The 20,891-nt window shown below is 42.3% G+C and carries 19 protein-coding genes; 7 read left to right on the top strand and 12 right to left on the bottom strand.

Annotated features, from left to right (window positions below; genetic code table 11):
• Window positions 1–32 precede the first annotated feature (32 nt).
• The 4 genes from G3R48_RS06150 to udp form a co-directional block, all read right to left on the bottom strand.
• The gene (locus G3R48_RS06150; RefSeq protein WP_153661880.1) at window positions 33–989 is read right to left on the bottom strand and encodes an SPFH domain-containing protein; all 957 of its coding nucleotides are present in this window, start codon (window positions 987–989) and stop codon (window positions 33–35) included.
• A complete protein-coding gene (locus tag G3R48_RS06145) occupies window positions 989–1,927 on the bottom strand; it encodes an SPFH domain-containing protein (protein WP_153661882.1) in 939 nt (312 codons plus the stop codon). The genes G3R48_RS06150 and G3R48_RS06145 overlap by 1 nt, the downstream gene beginning before the upstream one ends.
• Before the next feature lie 50 nt (window positions 1,928–1,977).
• Complete coding sequence (locus G3R48_RS06140; protein WP_153661884.1) at window positions 1,978–2,445, bottom strand: NfeD family protein; 468 nt, start codon at window positions 2,443–2,445, stop codon at window positions 1,978–1,980.
• 293 nt (window positions 2,446–2,738) lie between these two features.
• Window positions 2,739–3,497 (bottom strand): uridine phosphorylase, encoded by a 759-nt coding sequence (udp, locus tag G3R48_RS06135; RefSeq protein WP_153661886.1) that lies wholly within the window; start codon window positions 3,495–3,497, stop codon window positions 2,739–2,741.
• A 364-nt stretch (window positions 3,498–3,861) separates the two neighbouring features.
• Between udp and G3R48_RS06130 the strand changes: the two genes are divergently transcribed.
• Window positions 3,862–4,083 (top strand): HP1242/YdcH family protein, encoded by a 222-nt coding sequence (locus G3R48_RS06130; protein ID WP_153661888.1) that lies wholly within the window; start codon window positions 3,862–3,864, stop codon window positions 4,081–4,083.
• A gap of 128 nt (window positions 4,084–4,211) precedes the next feature.
• Here G3R48_RS06130 and G3R48_RS06125 read toward each other — a convergent pair whose 3' ends face one another.
• A complete protein-coding gene (locus tag G3R48_RS06125) occupies window positions 4,212–4,682 on the bottom strand; it encodes a hypothetical protein (RefSeq protein ID WP_153661890.1) in 471 nt (156 codons plus the stop codon).
• A 394-nt stretch (window positions 4,683–5,076) separates the two neighbouring features.
• On the opposite strand from G3R48_RS06125, the gene G3R48_RS06120 reads away from it, so the two are divergent.
• Window positions 5,077–5,910 carry a mechanosensitive ion channel family protein gene (locus tag G3R48_RS06120; RefSeq protein WP_153661892.1) on the top strand — a complete coding sequence of 278 codons (834 nt, stop codon included), beginning with the start codon at window positions 5,077–5,079 and terminating at the stop codon, window positions 5,908–5,910.
• Between the two features lie 243 nt (window positions 5,911–6,153).
• Here the strand turns inward: G3R48_RS06120 and G3R48_RS06115 are convergent, their stop codons facing one another.
• Window positions 6,154–6,627 (bottom strand): GNAT family N-acetyltransferase, encoded by a 474-nt coding sequence (locus G3R48_RS06115; RefSeq protein ID WP_153661894.1) that lies wholly within the window; start codon window positions 6,625–6,627, stop codon window positions 6,154–6,156.
• 186 nt (window positions 6,628–6,813) lie between these two features.
• Between G3R48_RS06115 and G3R48_RS06110 the strand changes: the two genes are divergently transcribed.
• Window positions 6,814–7,662: a S1/P1 nuclease gene (locus tag G3R48_RS06110; protein ID WP_153661896.1), complete on the top strand. Its 849-nt coding sequence runs from the start codon at window positions 6,814–6,816 to the stop codon at window positions 7,660–7,662.
• 358 nt (window positions 7,663–8,020) lie between these two features.
• Here the strand turns inward: G3R48_RS06110 and G3R48_RS06105 are convergent, their stop codons facing one another.
• The 3 genes from G3R48_RS06105 to zntR all read right to left on the bottom strand — a co-directional run bounded on the left by G3R48_RS06105 (window position 8,021) and on the right by zntR (window position 12,547).
• Window positions 8,021–10,006 (bottom strand): multiheme c-type cytochrome, encoded by a 1,986-nt coding sequence (locus tag G3R48_RS06105; protein ID WP_153661898.1) that lies wholly within the window; start codon window positions 10,004–10,006, stop codon window positions 8,021–8,023.
• Between the two features lie 730 nt (window positions 10,007–10,736).
• Window positions 10,737–12,074, bottom strand: coding sequence for an SO_0444 family Cu/Zn efflux transporter (locus tag G3R48_RS06100; RefSeq protein ID WP_153661900.1), 1,338 nt, complete (start codon window positions 12,072–12,074; stop codon window positions 10,737–10,739).
• Entirely contained in the window at window positions 12,068–12,547 is a 480-nt protein-coding gene (gene zntR / locus G3R48_RS06095; RefSeq protein ID WP_153661903.1) for a Zn(2+)-responsive transcriptional regulator, read from the bottom strand. Before zntR ends, G3R48_RS06100 begins: the two co-directional genes overlap by 7 nt.
• A 304-nt stretch (window positions 12,548–12,851) precedes the next feature.
• On the opposite strand from zntR, the gene purH reads away from it, so the two are divergent.
• Window positions 12,852–14,441: a bifunctional phosphoribosylaminoimidazolecarboxamide formyltransferase/IMP cyclohydrolase gene (gene purH / locus G3R48_RS06090; RefSeq protein WP_153661905.1), complete on the top strand. Its 1,590-nt coding sequence runs from the start codon at window positions 12,852–12,854 to the stop codon at window positions 14,439–14,441.
• A 186-nt stretch (window positions 14,442–14,627) separates the two neighbouring features.
• Window positions 14,628–15,929 carry a phosphoribosylamine--glycine ligase gene (gene purD / locus G3R48_RS06085; RefSeq protein ID WP_153661907.1) on the top strand — a complete coding sequence of 434 codons (1,302 nt, stop codon included), beginning with the start codon at window positions 14,628–14,630 and terminating at the stop codon, window positions 15,927–15,929.
• 1,081 nt (window positions 15,930–17,010) lie between these two features.
• Here the strand turns inward: purD and G3R48_RS06080 are convergent.
• From G3R48_RS06080 to G3R48_RS06070, 3 genes are all read right to left on the bottom strand, one after another.
• Window positions 17,011–17,601, bottom strand: coding sequence for a hypothetical protein (locus G3R48_RS06080; protein WP_153661909.1), 591 nt, complete (start codon window positions 17,599–17,601; stop codon window positions 17,011–17,013).
• 439 nt (window positions 17,602–18,040) lie between these two features.
• On the bottom strand, window positions 18,041–18,589 hold the full coding sequence (locus tag G3R48_RS06075) for a GNAT family N-acetyltransferase (protein ID WP_153661911.1): 549 nt from the start codon (window positions 18,587–18,589) through the stop codon (window positions 18,041–18,043).
• Window positions 18,590–18,911: 322 nt separating this feature from the next.
• Window positions 18,912–19,067: a hypothetical protein gene (locus tag G3R48_RS06070; protein ID WP_153661913.1), complete on the bottom strand. Its 156-nt coding sequence runs from the start codon at window positions 19,065–19,067 to the stop codon at window positions 18,912–18,914.
• A 374-nt stretch (window positions 19,068–19,441) separates the two neighbouring features.
• On the opposite strand from G3R48_RS06070, the gene G3R48_RS06065 reads away from it, so the two are divergent.
• The gene (locus tag G3R48_RS06065; RefSeq protein ID WP_153661915.1) at window positions 19,442–20,143 is read left to right on the top strand and encodes a spondin domain-containing protein; all 702 of its coding nucleotides are present in this window, start codon (window positions 19,442–19,444) and stop codon (window positions 20,141–20,143) included.
• A 10-nt stretch (window positions 20,144–20,153) separates the two neighbouring features.
• Window positions 20,154–20,882, top strand: coding sequence for a spondin domain-containing protein (locus G3R48_RS06060; protein WP_228497313.1), 729 nt, complete (start codon window positions 20,154–20,156; stop codon window positions 20,880–20,882).
• The last annotated feature ends 9 nt before the right edge of the window (window positions 20,883–20,891 follow it).

Raw genomic sequence — 20,891 nt, 5'->3', positions numbered from 1 at the left:
ATCAGTCAATAAGCTCACACGCGCTCTATCAGCTATTTTGGTAATTTATTTAACTTGTCATCTTTTAAGCCAATGCTGTCTAGCCAATATTCAAAGTTAACCATATTACCCGGCAATACAATGCGACTGTCGGCTTTACTTAACCCATCAAGTTGCTTCATGTATTGTTCCCCTAACTGCATACGTAATGCACTTTGACCGCCTTCAGCTGAGATAACCACCGCCAACTTAGTGATCGATTCGGACGTTGCTTTGGCTAGCGTTAAAATTTCTTCCGCTTTACCTTCTGCCTCATTAATACGGCGCTGCATTTCACCTTCAGACAAGTTAATGGTTTCAGCCATAACCCCTTCTGAGCGGTTAATTTTACTTTGTTTATCACCTTCGCTTTTAGCCAGTAACGCACGACGTTCACGCTCAGCGTTGACCTGCATTTCCATGGCATTTTTTACGGTTTCTGGAGGGGTGATATTTTTAATTTCATAACGATGAACTCGAATTCCCCACATTGCGCCGGCGTCATCTAACACTTCAACAACTTTGGCTGAAATTAAATCACGCTCTTCAAAAGTGCGGTCTAAATCTAACGTACCGATAACCGAACGCGTCGTAGTTTGCGCCAATTGAATCGCGGCATAACGGTAATCAGTAATGCCGTAACTGGCTTTAACTGGGTCAGTTACCGACATATAAATCACCCCATCAACTTCCACATTCACTTCATCTCGAGAGAAACATTCCTGTGGTGGTACATCAATGGTTTCTTCTTTTAAATCGTGTATATAGGCGACGTTATCAATAAAAGGAATTAACGCATGGAAACCCGCATCTAAAGTCGAATGGTACTTACCTAAACGCTCAACAATATAAGCTGACTTGGTCGGCACTAATCGAATTGATTGAAATAATTTAAGCACGAAAATAGCAAATATCGCTCCCCAAATAACCATGACAATCATGTCGGTATTTAAGCCATTTAAATTAATCATTAGCGTGCTCCTTTTGCAGCTGAGCCTGGTTGACCCGACACGGTGCTGGTAACTTGTTCCATGCCTTCAAAGAAGCCTTCTAATTTTGCCATTTCAGCCGGAACCACTGACACTTGAGCCTCGTTAAGAATTTTACCCACTTGCTCAATAAACTGTTCTTTAAGCAACATATTCATCGCATCGTTGCCGCCATTATTGGCTAAAGATTGGCAAATCATCTCCATCGCTTGCGCTTTCGCATTAGCAATAATTGAGATTTCTTGACCGGTGCCTTTGGCTTCATTAATCCGCTTTTGTTTTTGGCCTTCAGACAAGTTAATCGCTTCTTGACGCTCACCTTGTGACAAATTAATCATTGCGGCTTTTTCAGCATTGGCCAAGGTAATTTCAGCACGCTTTTGACGCTCAGCTTCCATTTGTTTTTCAAGGGTATGAATAACATGACGCGACGGAGTAATGTTTTTAATTTCATAACGTAATACTTTAATGCCCCATGGGTCAGACGCTTTATCAATCTCACGCACAATGGATTCATTTAAGCTATCACGTTCACTAAAGGTTTCAGACAAGGTTAATTTACCGATTTCTGAACGCATGGTCGTTTGCGCTAAATTCACTGCCGCGCGGCGATAGTTTTCAATTCCATAACTGGCAAGCTTTCCGTCCATGACTTTAAGGTAAACAAGGCCGTCGACTTCAAGCTGGGTGTTATCTTTTGAGATACAACTTTGCGGTGGTACATCTAATACTTCTTCACGGGTATCATGACGATAAGCAACACGATCAACAAATGGCACTAAAAAATGAAATCCCGGTTGTAATACTTTTTTAAATTTACCCAAACGCTCAATAACATGCACCTCACGCATAGGGACAATCAACATCAATTTAAACAAAATAAAAACAACAAATAGAAACACAATGGTCAAAAAGAACATATCACTTCCTTATAACGTAAAAACAACTAATAACATCGATAACTTTAGCGTTACTGTGCAATAGATGTGGGCAAAGGCTCAACAACAAAGCCAATATTTTCTCGACAAATAATCCGCACTTGTGTACCCGTTTTTATGATTGAGCCGTCACCTAAGGCAACCCAATCAGAGCCTAAACAGCGAATGCGACCGGTTTTATCACCTGGACCAATGTCGGCATTGACTGTGGCCACTTGGTTATATAAATCTAATTCTTCGTCGGTATTATCCACATGGGCATCACCACCAATTAGTCGTTGAGTCACATGCCTAAAACTTAACAGCAATACCATCGAGCTGATAAACCATAGCGTCATACTTTGGGTAACCCCTTCAACGACTCCAAGTCCCAATGCGCCCGCAACAATAATACAAGCTGCGCCAAGCAATATTACAATGCCACCTGGGACAATAATTTCAGCAATCATCAGGATCGCGCCAATGGTGAACCAAATAACCATCGGGTTTGAAAATTCCATCTTTCCCTCCTTATGTTGTACAACCAACAAGCCAGCATGATGCTGGTAATAAAGCCAACAAAGAGTGCGGCTTTTATTGATAAAACCAACTACGTTTCATCATTTAAAACGGTCTACATTATTTAGACATAATATGTCACAATACATCAAGCCGCCTTAAAAGCAAGATAAAAGCCGCGTTTTGTTGATAAACATCATTCAAAATTCACCCACAAAAAAAGGTGCCGAAGCACCTTTTTTATCAGATTTAAGCTAATGAAATAGTTATTAATTATTCATTTACTTACATAAATTTATTTAAGTAGTTTTCTAGCAGCATCAACCACAATTGACACAGCACTCACCTCAGTCTTTTTCATGGTTGCTTCATCAGGAATTTCCTGTTGAGTGCGGTTAACGATAACCCCAGCAACACAAGCTGCGCGCCAACCTTGAGATGCACACATGGTAAATAAGGTTGCCGACTCCATTTCATAATTTAATACGCCCATGGCTTGCCACTCTTTCATTGAACCAGCAAAACGTTGAGTTACTCGTCCTGATACGGTGTCATAACGCTCTTGACCCGGATAAAAGGTGTCCGATGATGCCGTGATACCAACGTGAGGCTCAAGGCCGGCATCGCGACAAGCTGCAACCATGGCCGTGGTACAGTTGAAATCCGCCGCTGCAGGAAATTCTAACGGCGCAAAATGCAAGCTGGCACCGTCAAGGCGTACAGACGCTTGAGTAACAATCACATCGCCTACATTTACATGTGGCTGAATTGCACCTGTTGTCCCCACGCGTAAAAAGGTCGTCACACCAAGCTGAGCAAGTTCTTCAACTGCAATCGAAGTCGATGGCCCACCAATCCCGGTTGAACAAACCACAACCGCCTGTGAGTCGATATAAGCAAGGTAAGAAGTGTACTCGCGGTGGCTAGCTAAAAAGGTAGCATTTTCCATTAACTCAGCAATGCGTTTAACCCGCTCAGGGTCACCCGGTACAATTGCTAATGTCGCGCCATTTAACATGCTTTTCGTTAAGCCTAAGTGGAATACGTCAGACATTCATAACCCCTTATTATCTTTAATATAGAACGCTTTGTTCGAGAAACTGTAACTTAGTCACTCATTAAAAAAGGTGAGCTTGATCACAGAACATCACACCGTTCATGTTAACTGTGTCTTATGTTAATAAGCGCCATAAAAACTAACAGTACAAAAAACCATAATGTAAGGTGATGATTTATCAGTCATTGCATTCAAAACCAATGACAATAATCACCGTAGAGCGCCCCAAAACAACCTAATAAATAATTAAATGTAAACTTGATGTAAATCAATTTAACGCGTGCAAGATAGGATTAGGGTAGAACTATCGTCGTTAGATGTTAACTATCAATGCTTTTCAACGAAATATAGGAGTCTATTTATGTTCCCAGAGTACCGCGACCTGATCACTAAGCTCAAAACCACTGATGCTCATTTCCTTAAAAAGTTCGACCAGCACAATCAACTTGATGAACAAATAAAACAGCAAGAGGCTCACTGCAGCAGTGACACAACCCCTGAAGTTAAAATGCTCAAAGCACAAAAATTACATATAAAAGAAGAAATTTTTCACATATTGCGTAAGTACCAAGTTAACCAATAATAGCCATTGCTGGCGGCTAAAAAGAACAGTTAGCATGCATTAAAAACAAGTCATTAATGGGTCTAGCCCAGCATAAACACAAAAAGGACGCCGTAGCGTCCTTTTTAGGTGTAAAACCGTCAGCGAAATTACTTAGCAAGTAAAGCGGTTAATGCATCACTGCTACCAATAAAATCAATTGCGGTCACAAGGTTATTATTTAAGGTCACAACCGTCGCCGACTCTTCTTGTGAAGGTAAGTCAGCAGTCACGTTGCCTTCATGGTCAAGCCCAACAGCAAAGGTAAAATCTTTCATTTTAGGAATAGCAACAAATCGGGCAATCAATGATGGCATACCACTGATATCTGCTAGGTAAACCAGTTTAGCTGCCGCGTTGTCAGGGTACGTTGCTAAAACATCTTGGATGACTTCGCCCCCTTTCATGTCTCGGCTAAATAATAAATACTGCGTTTGTGGCTTAATTGATATCACTTGATCGTGTTGATCATTAAGTTGCAACGGGGCAATTTTCTGTCCAACAGCAATCGTTTCAGCATGGGCTGAAATACATACAAGCATCAACAGGCTCGACAATACTTGCGTAATACGTTTAATCATTTTATTCCCTATCGATAATTTTTAAGCCATTAATGCGCTAATGTCTCAATCAATATAACTAAAATAGCTGGCATTAAAAGACACTCAGTAACAGAGCTTGAGCCAACTCACAAGCACCGAAAAAAACGACACAATAAAGTATGACTATTGGCGTTCTTTAATCATTGCTAACATGGTATCAGCACCTCATTAGCCAATGCATTTAGGTCGGTAAACTCAGGTATTGTACACCAATCTACCGTCATCAGTTTTATCATTACAACATGAACAGTAACTGAAAATAACCCTACAAATACGGATTAACTCATTGTAGTGATTTAGATCATTAAAGGATTAATTGATATCATTTAAAAATCTAACAACGATGCCTCAAATCAGCATAAAGGAACACCTAATGAATCAACCCAATTTAGAGCAAGAATTCCAACAGCTACAAGGGGCGTATGACGTTATATTGGAATTTCTAGTGCAGTATAGTTTTCAACTATTTGGTGCCTTAGTGATTTTTATTCTCGGGTTATGGGTCGCGAACAAGGTATCAAATATGGTGGCGGCATTATTAACTAAGCACAATATCGATATCACCTTAACTAACTTCACCTCTAATTTAATTCGTATCATTATTGTGGTGATGGTTGCCATCATCTGTTTAGGTAAACTTGGAATAAGCGTCACCCCAATGGTCGCTGCAATAGGTGCAGCCTCTCTTGGCGCGGGTTTAGCACTGCAAGGCATGTTATCTAATTATGCTGCAGGGATAACCATTATTGTCACCCGCCCTTTTGTGGTAGGTAACACCATTGAAATACAAGGAGTGTCTGGTGTTGTTGAGACAATAAAACTTGGCCTCACCATCTTAACTAATGAAGAAGGTGAGCAAATTAGTATTCCAAACAAACATATTGTGGGCGAAATATTACATAACTCTTTTGAATACAAATTGGTTGAGACCAAATTAAATGTCGAGTACGAAGCCGATACCAACCAAGCGATTAGCATTATTGAAGCTCAATTACAGGCAGCAGCCTTAGTTAACCAGCAACAAAAACCATTAGTGGGTGTTAACGGCTTTAATAATCTTGGTATTGAAATTGGCATTCGTTATTGGGTGCCAACACCGCAATATTTTGAAGTGAAATACCAAACAAACTTAGCCATCATTAACGCATTAAAACAGGCAAATATCAGTATTCCTTGTCCGCTTAAAAACCTTGGTTTACCTCAGTAAAGGTTGCATTAACTCCCCTTTTTGAATCAACCAAATAGCGGCTTTGCTCATTAATAGGCAAAGCCGCTTTCGCAGACACCGTTGCTGTAAACATCTGTCATTTGAATCGCATTGATTTAAATGAAAAATGTTATTTATTACTTATCACTGGCAGCCACTAACTCATTCTATTGCGATTAATCATCCCTCTTACTGCCAATAAACATATATGACAACCCTAGCTTATAAACAGTTTGCGCCGCGTTAAACTTCAATATTTTCGTCACAATAAATCATATCGATATGTGGAATATCATCTTCTAAATACATTGCAGAAGCCGCCTTAAATCCAAGCGTTTGATAAAATGTTTCTAACGCATGCTGCGCACCAATTTGCACCCCAGAGTGTGGCCAAGTGGTTAGTGCAATATCCAATGCTTTTTGTACTAACGGCTGGCCTAATTGTTGACCGCGATAAGGTTTAGCGACAACGATACGACCAAGACTTGCCTGAGGGTAACTCTGCCCAGGTGCTAAAATTCGGCAATATGTTGCAATTTGGCCATCGTTGGTTGTCCCAATAAAGTGAACAGTTTCGCGGTGACGGTCTTTTGCATCTAACTCTGGGTAAGGACATTGCTGCTCAACCACAAACACATTGACTCGCAGCAATAAAATGTCAAAAAGTTGATCGGTTGTCAGCTGTGAAAAAGTATATTGTTGCCATTGTAAGGTCATGTTATTTCCAGTGAATAAAGGGCCGTTTATCGTATCAATATGGGTTGGTCTACACTTAACGTAAGTGGTTAATAACCTAATAACCACTCCAACAAGCTTTTAAAGCAAAACGCGTGTTAGCACCAATATGTCAGTTATACAGTAAACAATACCTTTTAGGGTGATAAACAAGGAAAGTCATCACCAATGATATCAGTTACCCAAGCCGTTAAATATTTTGTTTTTATTGTGTTATTTGCGCCGCAGCTGGCATTAGCATTTGGCAAAAAAGGTCATCAAATTGTGGCGATGATTGCCCAAGATAATCTTACAATTGCCGCTCAAAGACAGGTTTTTGCGTTAACAAAAGGTCAGTCTTTAGCGCAAATATCAACATGGGCTGACAGCGTGCGTAACACTAAAAAGTGGCGCGGCACTGCACCTTGGCATTATGTCTCAATTGCCGATGACCAAACGTGGCAAACACGCAAGCGCAATAAAAAAGGGGACATTTTACAAGCGTTAACCCAATTAGAAGCCACGCTCGCAAACCCGAATGCCTTAACCCACAACAAAGCTGAAGCATTAGCATTTTATGTGCATTTATTGGCGGACTTACATCAACCATTGCACGTGGGTTATCGTCATGATAGTGGTGGGAATAAGTACAAGGTATTATGGTTTAATAAACCGACTAACTTACATAAAGTGTGGGACACACTAATTATTGATTACCCCCAGCTCAGTGCACAGCAATATGGCAAATTATTGCGTTATGTGCCGCCTAAGCAACAGCAGCAATGGTTGACAGGAAATTACTTCAGCTGGGCAACTGAGTCTAAAACCATGCGTCAATTTGCTTATAAACTGCCTGCAAATAACCACAATAAACCAGCTAACATCTCTTCCCAATACCGCATAAGCAACCAAATACGGCTTGAGCAACGTATGCAGCAAGCGGGCTTTCGTTTAGCGCATAAACTTAATTTACTTTTTCCTGCCACAGCATTGAACAAGTACAGCCAAAGAAACGAACAATCACTACTTAATAAGTAATAACGAACAGCCAATAACCAGTAGTTAGAAGTTAATAGTTAGTAGCCAGTAGTCAGTAGCCAGTAGTCAGTAGCCAGTAGCCAGTAGTCAGTAGCCAGTAGCCAGTAGCCAGTAGTCAGTAGTCAGTAGTCAGTAGTCAGTAGTCAGTAGTCAGTAGTCAGTAGTCAGTAGCCAGTAGCCAGTAGCCAGTAGCCAGTAGCCAGTAGTCAGTAGTCAGTAGCCAGTTAACGATCAATAGACAACAAAAAGGGAGCATAAGCTCCCTTTAATCAATCTTATCAGACATATTGATTGGTGTTAGCGTGAGTGGTTATTGACGCTCAATAACCACTTACCGCTTAACCTAAGTCATCACGATTTAGCGTTCAAAGTTATGGAACTTATCAATACCGAATGATTTGCCTTCAGCGTGACATGTTGAACATGACTCTGCAGTAGGTACGTTATACCAACCATCACCTTTAACTACATTTAGCTCACCACCGTTTTGTTCCATGTGGCTGATAGCCGCGTCTGAATCGTGACACGCCATACAGTTAGCAGTAACTGGACTTGTCATTACACCAGCTGCTCCGCCGTTGTATGATTTAGACAACATGTAACGATTTGGAATAAGGTCCATATCGATACCGTTGCTATGACAAGAGACACAGTTATCGGCATTTAAGCTATCAGCTGAATTGGCTACGTTGTTACCGTCATCATCTTTCTTAGCACCTGAAAGGGCATTACCAAGGCCCCAATGCATGCTGTGGATCATCGGACCAAAGCCAGGAGCTGAACCTGCAGCATTACGGTCATAACCATTGTTGTGACAAGCGACACAGTCACGACCACCGTCGGTATATGAACCGCTCTTATGGTAATTAGTGCCATTGTTGTGACAAGTGGTACATGCCGCAGCATCAATGATATGACGACGAGCAAATGAGTCTTCAATGTCAGTTAATGTATGTGGCACGCTTGGGTCTAATGAAATAGTTATTTCTACTGGGTCGGCAAAGCTAGTAAATGCCACACCATATTCATTATCACTGTCCATCCAAGCACTGTCCTTGATCGTCAAGCGAGTGCTGCCAGAAAGGTGATCAAAGTTAGTTTGGTCGCCAAATGCTAAGTAGGTATAACATAAAGAACGAGTACCGTCAGGACGATCTAAATGTCCAGCATTTGAGTCATAACGGTCACTTAAACGAGCTAAAATAGAGCCAGTTTCTAAGTCATAACCATCAATATAAGCACCTGTGTAAGCAATTTTGTCTGCGGCTTCTAAGTCTGCAATGTTCACTTGAACTGGAACATCACCAGAATTGTCAAACAGTTTCAAATCAACACAGTAACCACCAACTTCAGAATTATTATCCCCATAGGTGTAATCAGTAGTGTAATATGGCGCACTTGTTTGCGTACTGTAAGTTTCACGAATTTGCTTACGTTCAGTTAATGAAGCACTGTTTGCGTGCAATTCACGAACATCAAACGATGCAGTGTCTGCATAATAGTTGTTAAGTTGTGTCGACTCAGGCGCGTGACAGTCTGTACAACCGTTGCCAGTTATACTGGTATTCATTACAGGCTCTGCGTGACAGGTGTAACAATTGGTTGGGGTGAAGTCTTTTTCAAACTTCTGGTGATTAATATGACCAAGCTGTTGCATGGTCGCTTTAGCATAACCACCCGTGTCTAGTGAACTGCCATCTTCAGCAACATCACGTGCAACGTTGTTGTGACACACCATACAGCCGCCAACAAAGTCAACGTCACCTTCAGCATTTACGGCAACGTAACCACTATGGCGAATGTCCGATGTTGCGTAATCAACGTGGCATGAATAACATGTTTCAGTTGTTGTTGTATGGGTCATTTCAGGCTTGCTGACAATCGTATACGGTGACTTAGCAATATCACCACCACCAACTTGTAAACGAATAATCCCTTCTGTACCGGCTTGAACGGCAGCCATAGGAGCAACAAATTCATAGTTGCCATTGTCAAGCATGGTTAAGGTTGCGCCTTCTGTCGCGTTATCACCGCCAGCAGTTGCACTACCACCAACACTGCCATCACGACTACGTTGAATCCCATTTTCGGTTTTAGCGGCTAAATTGACACTTGCATCTTCTAAACCTGTAATTTCAATGCCATCTTCATTAGTAATATTAAATTCTAATGTCACTTTACCTTCTTCAACCACGTGGTTGATAAAGTGAATATTGGTAACTTCAGACTCACTCACTGAAGGGCCAGGGCCTGGAGCACCATCTTTACCATCTTCAGCACAACCCCCCATCGCCATTGCAGCAGCAACAACAAATGCGATTTTGCATTTATTAAATCCCATCATTCTCATCATCCTCTCTATTACTACTTTATAGGTATTTCCCATAGGTAATTTTATTGTTAACCGATGTTACATATTGAGATAGCCATCACATTGCAACGCATTTGCAACATGCGAATGATACTTTTATGTTAAAAGGATGATGCCACGCATAAATATAAGATTTTTTATTAAATTACCCCCCATTAGTGGCAGAAGAAAATACAATAAAAACAACAATCTAACCAACACCAGAAACACAAATCTTAAACCAAACTTAAAATAATTTCTTCAGACTGTTTATTTACACTATTTCAACACCATACAGGCAAACGTTAACAATAAGCACGATTGTTATCATAATGGTTGCCTTAACCTTTTATTTTCAATTGGTTATCATTTTTAGTTGATACACCTCAACAGCAACGATTACATGGGAATAATGACCACTATCTTCAGTGTCATTTTATTTGCGTACATAAAAAACAAGCCCGCAATATGAGGGCTTGTTTTATACAGATAACGCCAACCAAAAATAACATCGCGTCTAGGCTCAGAGACACCGATAGAAGAGTCACTTCGGTTATCAGTCTTTAACGCATCTGATTGCAAGCCATTATTGGTAGATATGAAATAAACAATATTGGAGAGTGATGCTCGAGGCGGAGGGTGTATTAATTTTTTAAGAAAAACATAAATTTAAGCAATAAAAAAGCCACCAACGCTAATTGGTGGCTTTATGTAAGGTTAATGATTAAGAAGCGCAACAACTGCTGTTTTTTTGCTTACGAGGAAGCTTATCCCAAATAACTTTGACCATTAACACTGCCAGTACAATACCCGACACCATGACGATACCTTGAGGAAGTAACTCATGCTCACCACCAATTTGCGGCATCACTTGGAACCCAAACGTGGCGACTAAGTAATTAACGACTAACCCCGCGAATAATGCTACCCCTAACACGCCGCCTAAATAGCCAAATAACGCACGCTTACCGAGTTCATTAGCCACCACACCTAATGTGGCAATGTTAGTTGCAGGGCCTGCCATCATAAACACCAATACCGCCCCAGGAGATACCCCTGCAAGCAATAGTCCAGCTGCGATAGGCGTTGAAGCCGTTGCGCAAATATACATAGGTACAGACACAACAACCATCACTAACATCGCCAGTATTCCATCGCCCCATTTAGCTAAAAAGTCGGCAGGGACATACGTTTGTACTAACGCGGCAAAAAACAATCCTAATAATAACCATAAAGTAGTATCTTTAACGAGGTCGGTTGCAGCGTAGTGCAGTCCGGTGAATATACGACTCAATACCGATTCATGCCTAAGTTCCGTCGCCATATCTTGGGTGCTGCTACAACAAGATGCAGATTCGGCCTTAACTGGCGTATCCGCTTTGCTACTACAACAAGATGCAGATTCAGCCTTAACTGGCGTATCCGCTTTGCTACTACAACAAGATGCAGATTCAGCCTTAACTGGCGTATCCACTTTGCTACTACAACAAGATGCAGATTCAGCCTTAACTGACGTATCGGCTTTGCTGCTACAACAAGACTTAAGCTCAGGTTTTGGTTCAGCTTTAACTTCCGAGTTTTTTTTACTGCAACAACTCTTCGTTACACCGCTTTTCTCTGCATTGTCTGTTGGCGCATTAACACTCTCATTGATTGGCGTAATGTCTTTGTCATCCCGGCCAACTAATAAACCTGCTACAACTGCACTCACAACGGCAGCAATAGGTCTAACAATTGCCATAAATGGCCCAAGCAACACATACGACACAGTCACTGAGTCAACACCGGTTTCAGGCGTAGACACTAAAAAAGATGTCGTTGCAGCTTTTGAAGCACCGCTGCGACGAAGACCGACTGCAGCAGGGATGACCCCACATGAACATAAAGGTAAAGGCGCACCTAATACTGCCGCTTTGACGACGGTTTTAAAGCCGTGTCCACCGAGTTGCTTTTGCATCCAGGCCATCGGCACAAACACTTTTAATAACCCAGCTAATATCAACCCCAACAATAACCATGGGGCTGATTCCAAAAATAAATGTATAAAGTTAGTCACTAACATGCAGACTTCTCCACCTTGACGTTATGGTGATGTTCAGGGGTCACCTGTATTTGTTCTGATAACTGCATTTTATCTGACGACTCCAAGGCGTCTAATATTGAGCAATGTTCCGCACTATCAGGCCCGCCGCAACATGCATCAGACAGGCTTTTTAATGATGATGCAAAGTGCATCAGCTCAGCAATTTTCGCTTCAACCTGTGCATGCTTTACATCCACCAATTTTTTGACATCAGCACAGGCCCAGTTAGATTTATCTAACTCAATTGACAATAACTCGCCAATTTCATTTAGCGTAAAGCCCACCGCTTTTGCCCTAAGAATAAATCGCAATCTTGCCGCATCGTCTTCAGTGTATAACCGATAGCCAGAATCAGAACGGTGAGAAGGCGTTAATAAACCGTGCTTTTCGTAAAATCGCAACGTATCCGCTTTAATTGCACAAGCGTTGGAGAGTTCGCCAATTCGATACATGTTTTATCCTATTTTATTGCCCTCAGGCGATAACATTAGCCACAGTATAAACCTTAGAGTTTAATCTAAGGTCAAGTGTTTGTATTATCACAAGGCCTCTTTTTGTTGTTCTGATTTCAATATTGTGAAATCACGCATAAAATCCCCGTAACTTAGCGGATTACGGTAAAATACGCGCCCTGACCTCAGGATAGCCTCTAACAACCTTAAAATAAGGTGTGCGAGGATCTTTGGAAAAGCACAGTGCGACATGTTGTGCTTTTCGAAAGATCTTTAACCTACAACTAGTGGACCCTGAACCTACATGAATACTGTCAGACCAATTCGTCGCGCGCTGTTGAGCGTATCAGATAAGACTGGAATCCTTGAGTTTGCCCAAGCCCTTCACGCTCAAGGTGTGGAATTACTTTCAACTGGCGGCACCGCTAAGTTGTTAGCAGACAACAATATCCCTGTAACTGAAGTCTCTGACTATACCGGTCACCCAGAAATCATGGACGGTCGCGTAAAAACCCTTCACCCTAAAGTTCACGGTGGCATCCTTGGCCGTCGTGGAATTGATGAAGTGGTAATGGAGCAAAATGCCATTAAACCTATCGACCTTGTCGCCGTTAACCTTTACCCATTTGCGGCAACTGTAGCGAAAGAAGGTTGCACACTCGCTGATGCGGTTGAAAATATCGATATTGGCGGCCCAACCATGGTTCGCTCTACAGCTAAAAACCACAAAGACACCACCATTGTTGTTAACGCAAGTGACTACGATCGCGTGATTGCAGAAATGCAAGCCAACGACGGCAGCACAACACTTGAAACACGCTTTGACTTAGCCATTGCCGCCTTCGAGCACACCGCTGCATATGACGGCATGATTGCTAACTACTTCGGCACTATGGTTCCTGCCCACAGTAAAGATGAGTGTCACGAAGATTCAAGCTTCCCACGCACTTTCAATACTCAGTTAGTGAAAAAACAAGATTTACGTTACGGCGAAAACAGCCATCAAAAAGCCGCATTCTATGTTGATGCCAATATTGATGAAGCGTCAGTGGCCAGCGCAACTCAATTGCAAGGTAAGGCACTGTCGTACAACAACATCGCAGATACCGATGCAGCACTTGAGTGTGTGAAAGAATTCGACGGCCCAGCTTGTGTCATCGTTAAGCATGCTAACCCATGTGGTGTCGCACTAGGCGATAGCTTATTAGAAGCTTACGATCGCGCATTCAAAACTGACCCTACATCAGCATTTGGCGGCATCATAGCGTTTAACCAAGAGTTAGATGCTGACACAGCAAAAGCCATTGTTGACCGTCAATTTGTTGAAGTGATCATTGCGCCAACAGTCAGCCAAGCTGCACGTGAAATCGTTGCCGCTAAAGCCAACGTGCGTTTATTAGAGTGTGGTCAGTGGAACACTAAAACCACCACTCAAGACTTTAAACGTGTTAACGGTGGTTTATTAGTACAAGACCGCGACCAAGGTATGGTTGATATCGCCGATGTTAAAGTGGTTTCAAAAGTCCAACCTACAGCTGAGCAATTAACTGACTTAATGTTCTGTTGGAAAGTGGCTAAATTTGTTAAATCAAACGCAATTGTCTACGCCAAAGACGGCATGACTATCGGTGTGGGCGCAGGCCAAATGAGCCGTGTTTACTCAGCGAAAGTGGCAGGTATTAAAGCCGCCGATGAAGGTTTGGTTGTTGAAGGGTCTGTAATGGCATCTGATGCCTTCTTCCCATTCCGTGACGGTATTGATGCAGCCGCAGCAGCAGGCATTAGCTGTATCATCCAACCGGGCGGTTCAATCCGCGACGAAGAAATCATCGCCGCAGCAGACGAGCACGGTATTGCGATGGTGTTTACTGGGATGCGCCACTTCCGTCACTAGAACGTCAACACCAATGGCTTAACCTAAGCCATTGGTGTTTTATCGTTTAGTTTTTTTCATATTAGAGCCAGCCATTGTTTCAAGTTCAATCAAAGTAAGCGAAGCTTATCAGTATAAGTGAGCATACTTGAAGCAAACATTGGAATTGTAGTTAACACGATAGCGCAGCGATAAAAGGATTAAAAAATGAAAGTATTAGTCATTGGTGGCGGCGGACGCGAACACGCGTTAGCTTGGAAAGCAGCACAATCACCCCAAGTTGACACGGTATTTGTAGCGCCAGGTAATGCGGGCACATCTTTAGAGCCAAAATTAACCAACGTCGACATTAAGGTTGAAGCCATTTCAGAGCTAGTTAAATTTGCTCAAGACAACAACATTGAACTCACTATTGTTGGCCCAGAAGTCCCATTAGCACTTGGTGTAGTCGATGCCTTTAACGAAGCGGGTTTACCCATCTTTGGCCCAACCCAAGGCGCTGCGCAGCTTGAGTCTTCAAAAGCTTTCACCAAAGACTTTTTAGCTCGCCATCATATCCCAACTGCTGATTACGCTAACTTCACCGAAATTGATGCTGCAAAGGCTTACTCAATTGAGTTAACCAACAAAACAGGTTTCCCTGTTGTGATTAAAGCTGACGGTTTAGCAGCAGGTAAAGGCGTGATAATCGCGCAAGACCAAGCTGAAGCTGATGCTGCAATTGAAGATATGCTAGCAGGTAACAAGTTTGGCGAAGCCGGTTCTCGCGTAGTTATCGAAGAATTCTTAAAAGGTGAAGAAGCCAGCTTTATCGTCATGGTAGATGGTAAAAACATCTTAGCTATGGCCACCAGCCAAGACCATAAAGCCCGTGATAATGGTGATTACGGCCCGAACACTGGCGGCATGGGTGCATACTCACCAGCACCAGTGGTCACCCAAACCGTTCATGACTGGACCATTGCTAACGTTATCCGCCCAACGGTTGATGGCATGGCAGCAGAAGGCAATGTTTATACTGGTTTCTTATACGCAGGCTTGATGATTTCACCTGATGGCAGCGCGAAGGTACTTGAGTACAACTGCCGCTTTGGCGACCCAGAAACTCAGCCAATTATGATGCGTTTACAATCTGATTTAGTTGAACTTTGTTTAGCCGCCACCCGTGGTGAGTTAGATAAAGTGACCGCTGAATTTGATTCACGCGCAGCAGTCGGTGTGGTACTTGCAGCAGGCGGATACCCTGATGCTTATCGCAAAGCAGACGTGATTGATGGGTTATCTTTAGGTGATAACAACGCTAAAGTATTCCACGCAGGTACGGCAATGAAAGACGGTCACGTTGTCACAGCAGGCGGCCGCGTATTATGTGCCACAGCACTGGGTAACACGGTAACTGAAGCACAAAAATCGGCTTACGCATTAGTTGATGCAATCCACTGGGATGACGTCTACTTCCGCACCGATATTGCCTACCGTGCGATTGCACGTGAGCAAGGCAAAGCATAACTCGTTAGTTTTGCTTGTTGTGAAGCAATAATAAATCCCTGTGATAGCAATATCACAGGGATTTTTATTAGGTGATTCTGTTTAATTCATCAGGCTTGAGAATATCAAGAAAATTGCGTGAGTCTGGCCATGGCCTTTCTCGCACATCCATGTGCTTCAAGGCATTTGGTGCATCCTGCACTTAAGATTCAGGCTAGCTTTCGAGGGGAAGGGACGCCCCATCGTAAGCGTTAGTGATTGTTGAAGATGAACGAAGCGGAACCAAATGAAGCTAAAAGCTAAATAATACTCCGTTGGAAATTTTGCTTTTTAAATTTCGCCGGAGCGCTGAGGGATTACTCTTAGTATATAAAGTATGGGGACAAGCGCTTTCCCCCTTGATTCTGGTGTGGGCGAAGCGCCACGACTTTCTCAGCCGATAGATCGTATATGTTCAGTAACAAATAGAAGTCCTCAACTTCAACTTAATCCATTGCCTGCTGCTGGAAGATACAGGATGTATCGAATGTCGCGATCACATGGATGTAAAAAAGTGACCTTATGTGCAGATACAACTGCGAGACGCAGCAAGTACGTCCCTGTAAGCTCTGCCAAAACATCCATGTTTTGGAAGCTCGCTGCTGCATCTACACTAGAATTATTACTTCTTCGATTGTACTTCATTTGAAAATTCTAAAAGCTCAGGCATAGAGTTTGAAGCCAACAATTGAATTGAGATCATCAAGAAAATTGTGTGAGTCTGGCCATGGCCTTTCTCGCACATCCATGTGCTGCAAGGCATTTGGTGCATCCTGCACTTAAGATTCAGGCTAGCTTTCGAGGGGAAGGGACGCCCCATCGTAAGCGTTAGTGATTGTTGAAGATGAACGAAGCGGAACCAAATGAAGCTAAAAGCTAAATAATACTCCGTTGGAAATTTTGCTTTTTAAATTTCGCCGGAGCGCTGAGGGATTACTCTTAGTATATAAAGTATGGGGACAAGCGCTTTCCCCCTTGATTCTGGTGTGGGCGAAGCACCACGACTTTGATCTTGCTTTGAGCAACTGAAAGTAAAAGAAACACCGCCATCAAAAAACTAACATCACTCTTTTGCTAACACATCAGCGACAAACGCCTGCTCAGTTTGATACCGCCTTGGGCCGTAATTAGCGTGTGCTCCTTTATTATCCCAACCACCGACAATGGCAAAAAAGTCCCCATCTGCCAGCTCAAAACGTTTTTCAAAAGTGTAATAGCGAAACTGCCCACCTTGTTTTTTTATCAACACAAAATAACAATTGGGTGAAGCCGTTGGGGCGGGGAAAGTAATGAGAAATGCGCTGCGATCATTTAATGGGGTGATATTGATATTATCAGCAAAGGCTGCGTTAACTACTTTGGCAGCAGTTTCAAAGAATTGTTCATTTTCTCCAAGGCGTAAATCCGCAAAAAACTGCTCATTAGACTCAAACAACCACTGCGGTAAAATTTTGTGCTGGAAAAAATATATTCGCTTTGCGAGGGGGATATCATCAATCGTTGAAACTGTGGTATCAGCTTGCTCAACACTAACAACTTCGGCTTCCACAAGGTGTATCGGTGCATTCGTTATTGAAGCAACGCCAGCCATCGCCGCCATAGAAAAACACATGACGTTGGCTGTAAGCAAAATGGGGATTATTAACTTATTCACATCAACTCCTTTGGCTTAAACAAGATATCCAACCACTGGACGCCACATTTTGTGCTTCCTTGCTTTGTTAAGCTCTATTCCAGTATAGAAGCCAATTGTGATTTAAATATGTATTGCTCAAGCAATCATCAATTGTATTGACGACAACGTTACTCGCTCAGGCCAAACACAACGACATGCGCCTTAAGTGAATAAAAGCTGCAGCGTATTTCGTTTGCCTCAATCATCGCTTTTAAATTCATCTTTATTTAATGAGTTAGCACATTCTTCAAACTGGTATCTCCTAAGCGCTGATAATCAAAGCGTTACCAATAAGATGGATCATTTAACGCAGCAACACATTGGGTTTTGCCTCAATCATCGCTTTTAAATTCATCTTTATTTAATGAGTTGGCACATTCTTCAAACTGTCATCTCCTAAGCGCTGATAATCCAAGCGTTACCAATAAGATGGATCATTTAACGCTGCAACACATTGGGTTTTGCCTATTATCGGTACCAGCGGTTGCTCAGTTAATGACTGCGCTAACCAACCATGGGGGTATGACAAAGGCTGCGGCGCTGATACCACATCTTCACTAATTGGCAAAAATCCTACCTTGGCGTAAAAGTTAGGGTCACCGTAAGTAAACACCAACTCTACTTTTTGGGCTTTTAAATGGGCGATAGCATCGTTAATTAATGCCTGCCCAATACCTTTTCCTTGCTCTGTAGTGCTAATAGCAACGGGAGATAAAATAAAACTACTTTGGCCGTTAGGTAAGCTGAAACGGCTTAACAATATGCATCCCACTAAGGTGTTTTCATGTGTTGCACTAAAACCGATTAATTCAGGCTCTGCTGTGGTGGTGATTAAATCTGCCACTAACTGAGCAATCATATTGCCTTCAGCTTCACTTTCGGCGTCACTAAATACGCCCTTAAAAAATTCAATTGTCTGCTGGGTTATCGTATTAGTTAATCGCGGATTAAAAAGACTCAGCTCCATTACTACCTCTGGTATAGAAAATGACTAATGACGCATAATATCTTAAATAATAACCTAATGAGTTAAACCAACCTTAACGGCAAGCCTTGCCAACTCAATGACAAAAAGCTTATTTTATCGCGCTGAAAGGTGTTGAATGGACCAACCAATGCGCTGCAAAACGGCGCTAATATCGAATGAGGTTTGATACAAGGTTGGGTAGAAAATCAAAACAGAGATGAACTAGGCAAAACATTTATTAGCGAATAACAGCTATATTAAAGCCCAGAAGTAAAACACGTCTGGGCTTTGCATTAGGTCGATAATCGTTACCAGAAAATACTTAAAACAAGGGCCACTTTTGAATAGCAAAATAAACAAACACCACAAAAAATGGCATCATGCTGAAAAGCTGTAATGGCCTTAACATTGAATAGATACGTTCTAAACGCGCCATTTCTAGATCTAACTCGATTATCTGTTGATAACTGTCTTTCATCGGTACTCCTTACCTTAACTATCTTAACGCTCCGTCAATACAGTATAGACACTAAACCTAGGCTGGTAGCCAATTTCAGCCTTTTTTTTAAGTTAACACTTTGCACTAATGAATCTAAATTCAGCGCCTCAAACCGTTGCTATTCATTTTGATATAGGTGATTACAACTAACATTTAATGGCGTTATTCATTCATAATAGCAGTGGTATTTAGCCTAATTACACAACGAAAAACCAACCTCAAGCAAATAACTAAAATTTAAAATTATGATTTTATAGATAAAACTCGTTGTTAAACTTTTGTGATAATTTAGCGATACCCCAGTGACATCCCCTACTCATACTTGCTGTTAATTAAACACAAGGAGATAGGTTATGAAACGTACATTAGTCAGTGCCAGTGTGTTGGCTGCAGGGTTAATTAGTTTTAGCAATGTTGCTGCTGAATTAGAGATCAGTGTCACCAATTTAACCCATGGTAATCATTTCACCCCATTACTTATTGCCGCACATGACAGTGCAAATCATTTATTCCAAGTCGGTCAAATGGCCTCACCTGAAATACAAAAAATGGCCGAAGGTGGTGATATAGCCGACCTAGATGCGCTAGTTAGCAGCATTAATGGTGTCACCAGCGCAAACCCTGCAATGGGGTTACTTAATGCAGGAGCCAGTGTCAGTAATGTCATGCTCGACACCGGTGACAATGACGTACTTTCCATTGTCGCAATGGTGCTGCCAACCAATGATGCCTTTGTTGGGCTTGATAACTGGGTGATTCCAACCGAAGCGGGTACTTACACCATTTATGTTAACGCTTATGATGCCGGCACTGAGGCAAACGATGAAATCATTAATGGCGGCGGCATGTCAGGCGTCCCCGGTATTCCAGCGGCTCCCGGTGGTGATGGCGGCGAAAATGCAACAGGGGTAATGGATAACGCAACCAATAGTTACGTTCATGTTCACCCTGGCGTGTTAGGTGACACCGACCCTGTTGGCGGAGCAAGTGACCTAGACAGCCGAATCCATCGCTGGTTAAACCCTGTCGCCAAAGTTGTTGTAATGGTTAAATAAGGAGCACATGATGAAATTTATGACCTTATCAAACAAAAATAAGCTTATTGCGCTCGCCACTTGCGCAGTGCTTATTAGTGGTTGTTCTGACGATGATGACGACCCAATGATTGTTCAAGAAGATGCCCCCGCCCCAGTGGTGATGCAAACGTTTGATGTCACCGTTACTAACTTATCCGCTAATCAACCCTTATCGCCGGTATTTATTGCTACCCATGGCGCAGATCAGTCTTTATGGATGGCGGGAGCACCAGCTTCTGTCGCCATTGAGAAGCTAGCAGAAGGTGGAGATAGCAGTGATTTAACTGCAATATCAAGCTTAACTCATACTGTTAATGGTAATGGTCCGATTATGCCTGGCATGTCTGAAACGCTCACATTAAGTATTAATGAAGCCGACGTTGCCAGCATTAGCCTTGCCACGATGTTAGTCAACACTAATGATGCATTTGCTGGGGTCAATAATTATGACTTAACTACCATGGCAGTGGATGACAGCTCAATGATGACATTATGGGTATATGATGCTGGCACTGAAGCAAACAGCGAAGCAAAAGGCAGCATGCCAGGACCTGCTGACGGTGGTGAAGGCTACAACAGTGTCCGCGATGATGTTGATTTTATCCATGTCCATCCCGGTGTAATTTCAATGTACGACGGTTTAGCAGACTCAGTGCTCACACCGTCACACCGCTTTGATAACCCTGCAATTAGCGTAAAAATAACTCGTGCGCAATAACGCTGAACA

This window comes from Shewanella intestini (genome assembly GCF_018221465.1).
GTDB classification, from domain to species: Bacteria; Pseudomonadota; Gammaproteobacteria; order Enterobacterales; family Shewanellaceae; genus Shewanella; species Shewanella intestini.
This window is presented reverse-complemented; position numbering and strand designations above follow the sequence as displayed.

Coding starts and splice junctions, on each gene's coding strand:
- purD (WP_153661907.1), top strand. CDS start 14,628: ATGAAAGTATTAGTCATTGGTGGCGGCGGACGCGAACACGCGTTAGCT.
- purH (WP_153661905.1), top strand. CDS start 12,852: ATGAATACTGTCAGACCAATTCGTCGCGCGCTGTTGAGCGTATCAGAT.
- G3R48_RS06100 (WP_153661900.1), bottom strand. CDS start 12,074: ATGTTAGTGACTAACTTTATACATTTATTTTTGGAATCAGCCCCATGG.
- G3R48_RS06105 (WP_153661898.1), bottom strand. CDS start 10,006: ATGATGGGATTTAATAAATGCAAAATCGCATTTGTTGTTGCTGCTGCA.
- zntR (WP_153661903.1), bottom strand. CDS start 12,547: ATGTATCGAATTGGCGAACTCTCCAACGCTTGTGCAATTAAAGCGGAT.
- G3R48_RS06140 (WP_153661884.1), bottom strand. CDS start 2,445: ATGGAATTTTCAAACCCGATGGTTATTTGGTTCACCATTGGCGCGATC.
- udp (WP_153661886.1), bottom strand. CDS start 3,497: ATGTCTGACGTATTCCACTTAGGCTTAACGAAAAGCATGTTAAATGGC.
- G3R48_RS06120 (WP_153661892.1), top strand. CDS start 5,077: ATGAATCAACCCAATTTAGAGCAAGAATTCCAACAGCTACAAGGGGCG.
- G3R48_RS06115 (WP_153661894.1), bottom strand. CDS start 6,627: ATGACCTTACAATGGCAACAATATACTTTTTCACAGCTGACAACCGAT.
- G3R48_RS06110 (WP_153661896.1), top strand. CDS start 6,814: ATGATATCAGTTACCCAAGCCGTTAAATATTTTGTTTTTATTGTGTTA.
- G3R48_RS06150 (WP_153661880.1), bottom strand. CDS start 989: ATGATTAATTTAAATGGCTTAAATACCGACATGATTGTCATGGTTATT.
- G3R48_RS06075 (WP_153661911.1), bottom strand. CDS start 18,589: ATGGAGCTGAGTCTTTTTAATCCGCGATTAACTAATACGATAACCCAG.
- G3R48_RS06125 (WP_153661890.1), bottom strand. CDS start 4,682: ATGATTAAACGTATTACGCAAGTATTGTCGAGCCTGTTGATGCTTGTA.
- G3R48_RS06065 (WP_153661915.1), top strand. CDS start 19,442: ATGAAACGTACATTAGTCAGTGCCAGTGTGTTGGCTGCAGGGTTAATT.
- G3R48_RS06130 (WP_153661888.1), top strand. CDS start 3,862: ATGTTCCCAGAGTACCGCGACCTGATCACTAAGCTCAAAACCACTGAT.
- G3R48_RS06060 (WP_228497313.1), top strand. CDS start 20,154: ATGAAATTTATGACCTTATCAAACAAAAATAAGCTTATTGCGCTCGCC.
- G3R48_RS06070 (WP_153661913.1), bottom strand. CDS start 19,067: ATGAAAGACAGTTATCAACAGATAATCGAGTTAGATCTAGAAATGGCG.
- G3R48_RS06145 (WP_153661882.1), bottom strand. CDS start 1,927: ATGTTCTTTTTGACCATTGTGTTTCTATTTGTTGTTTTTATTTTGTTT.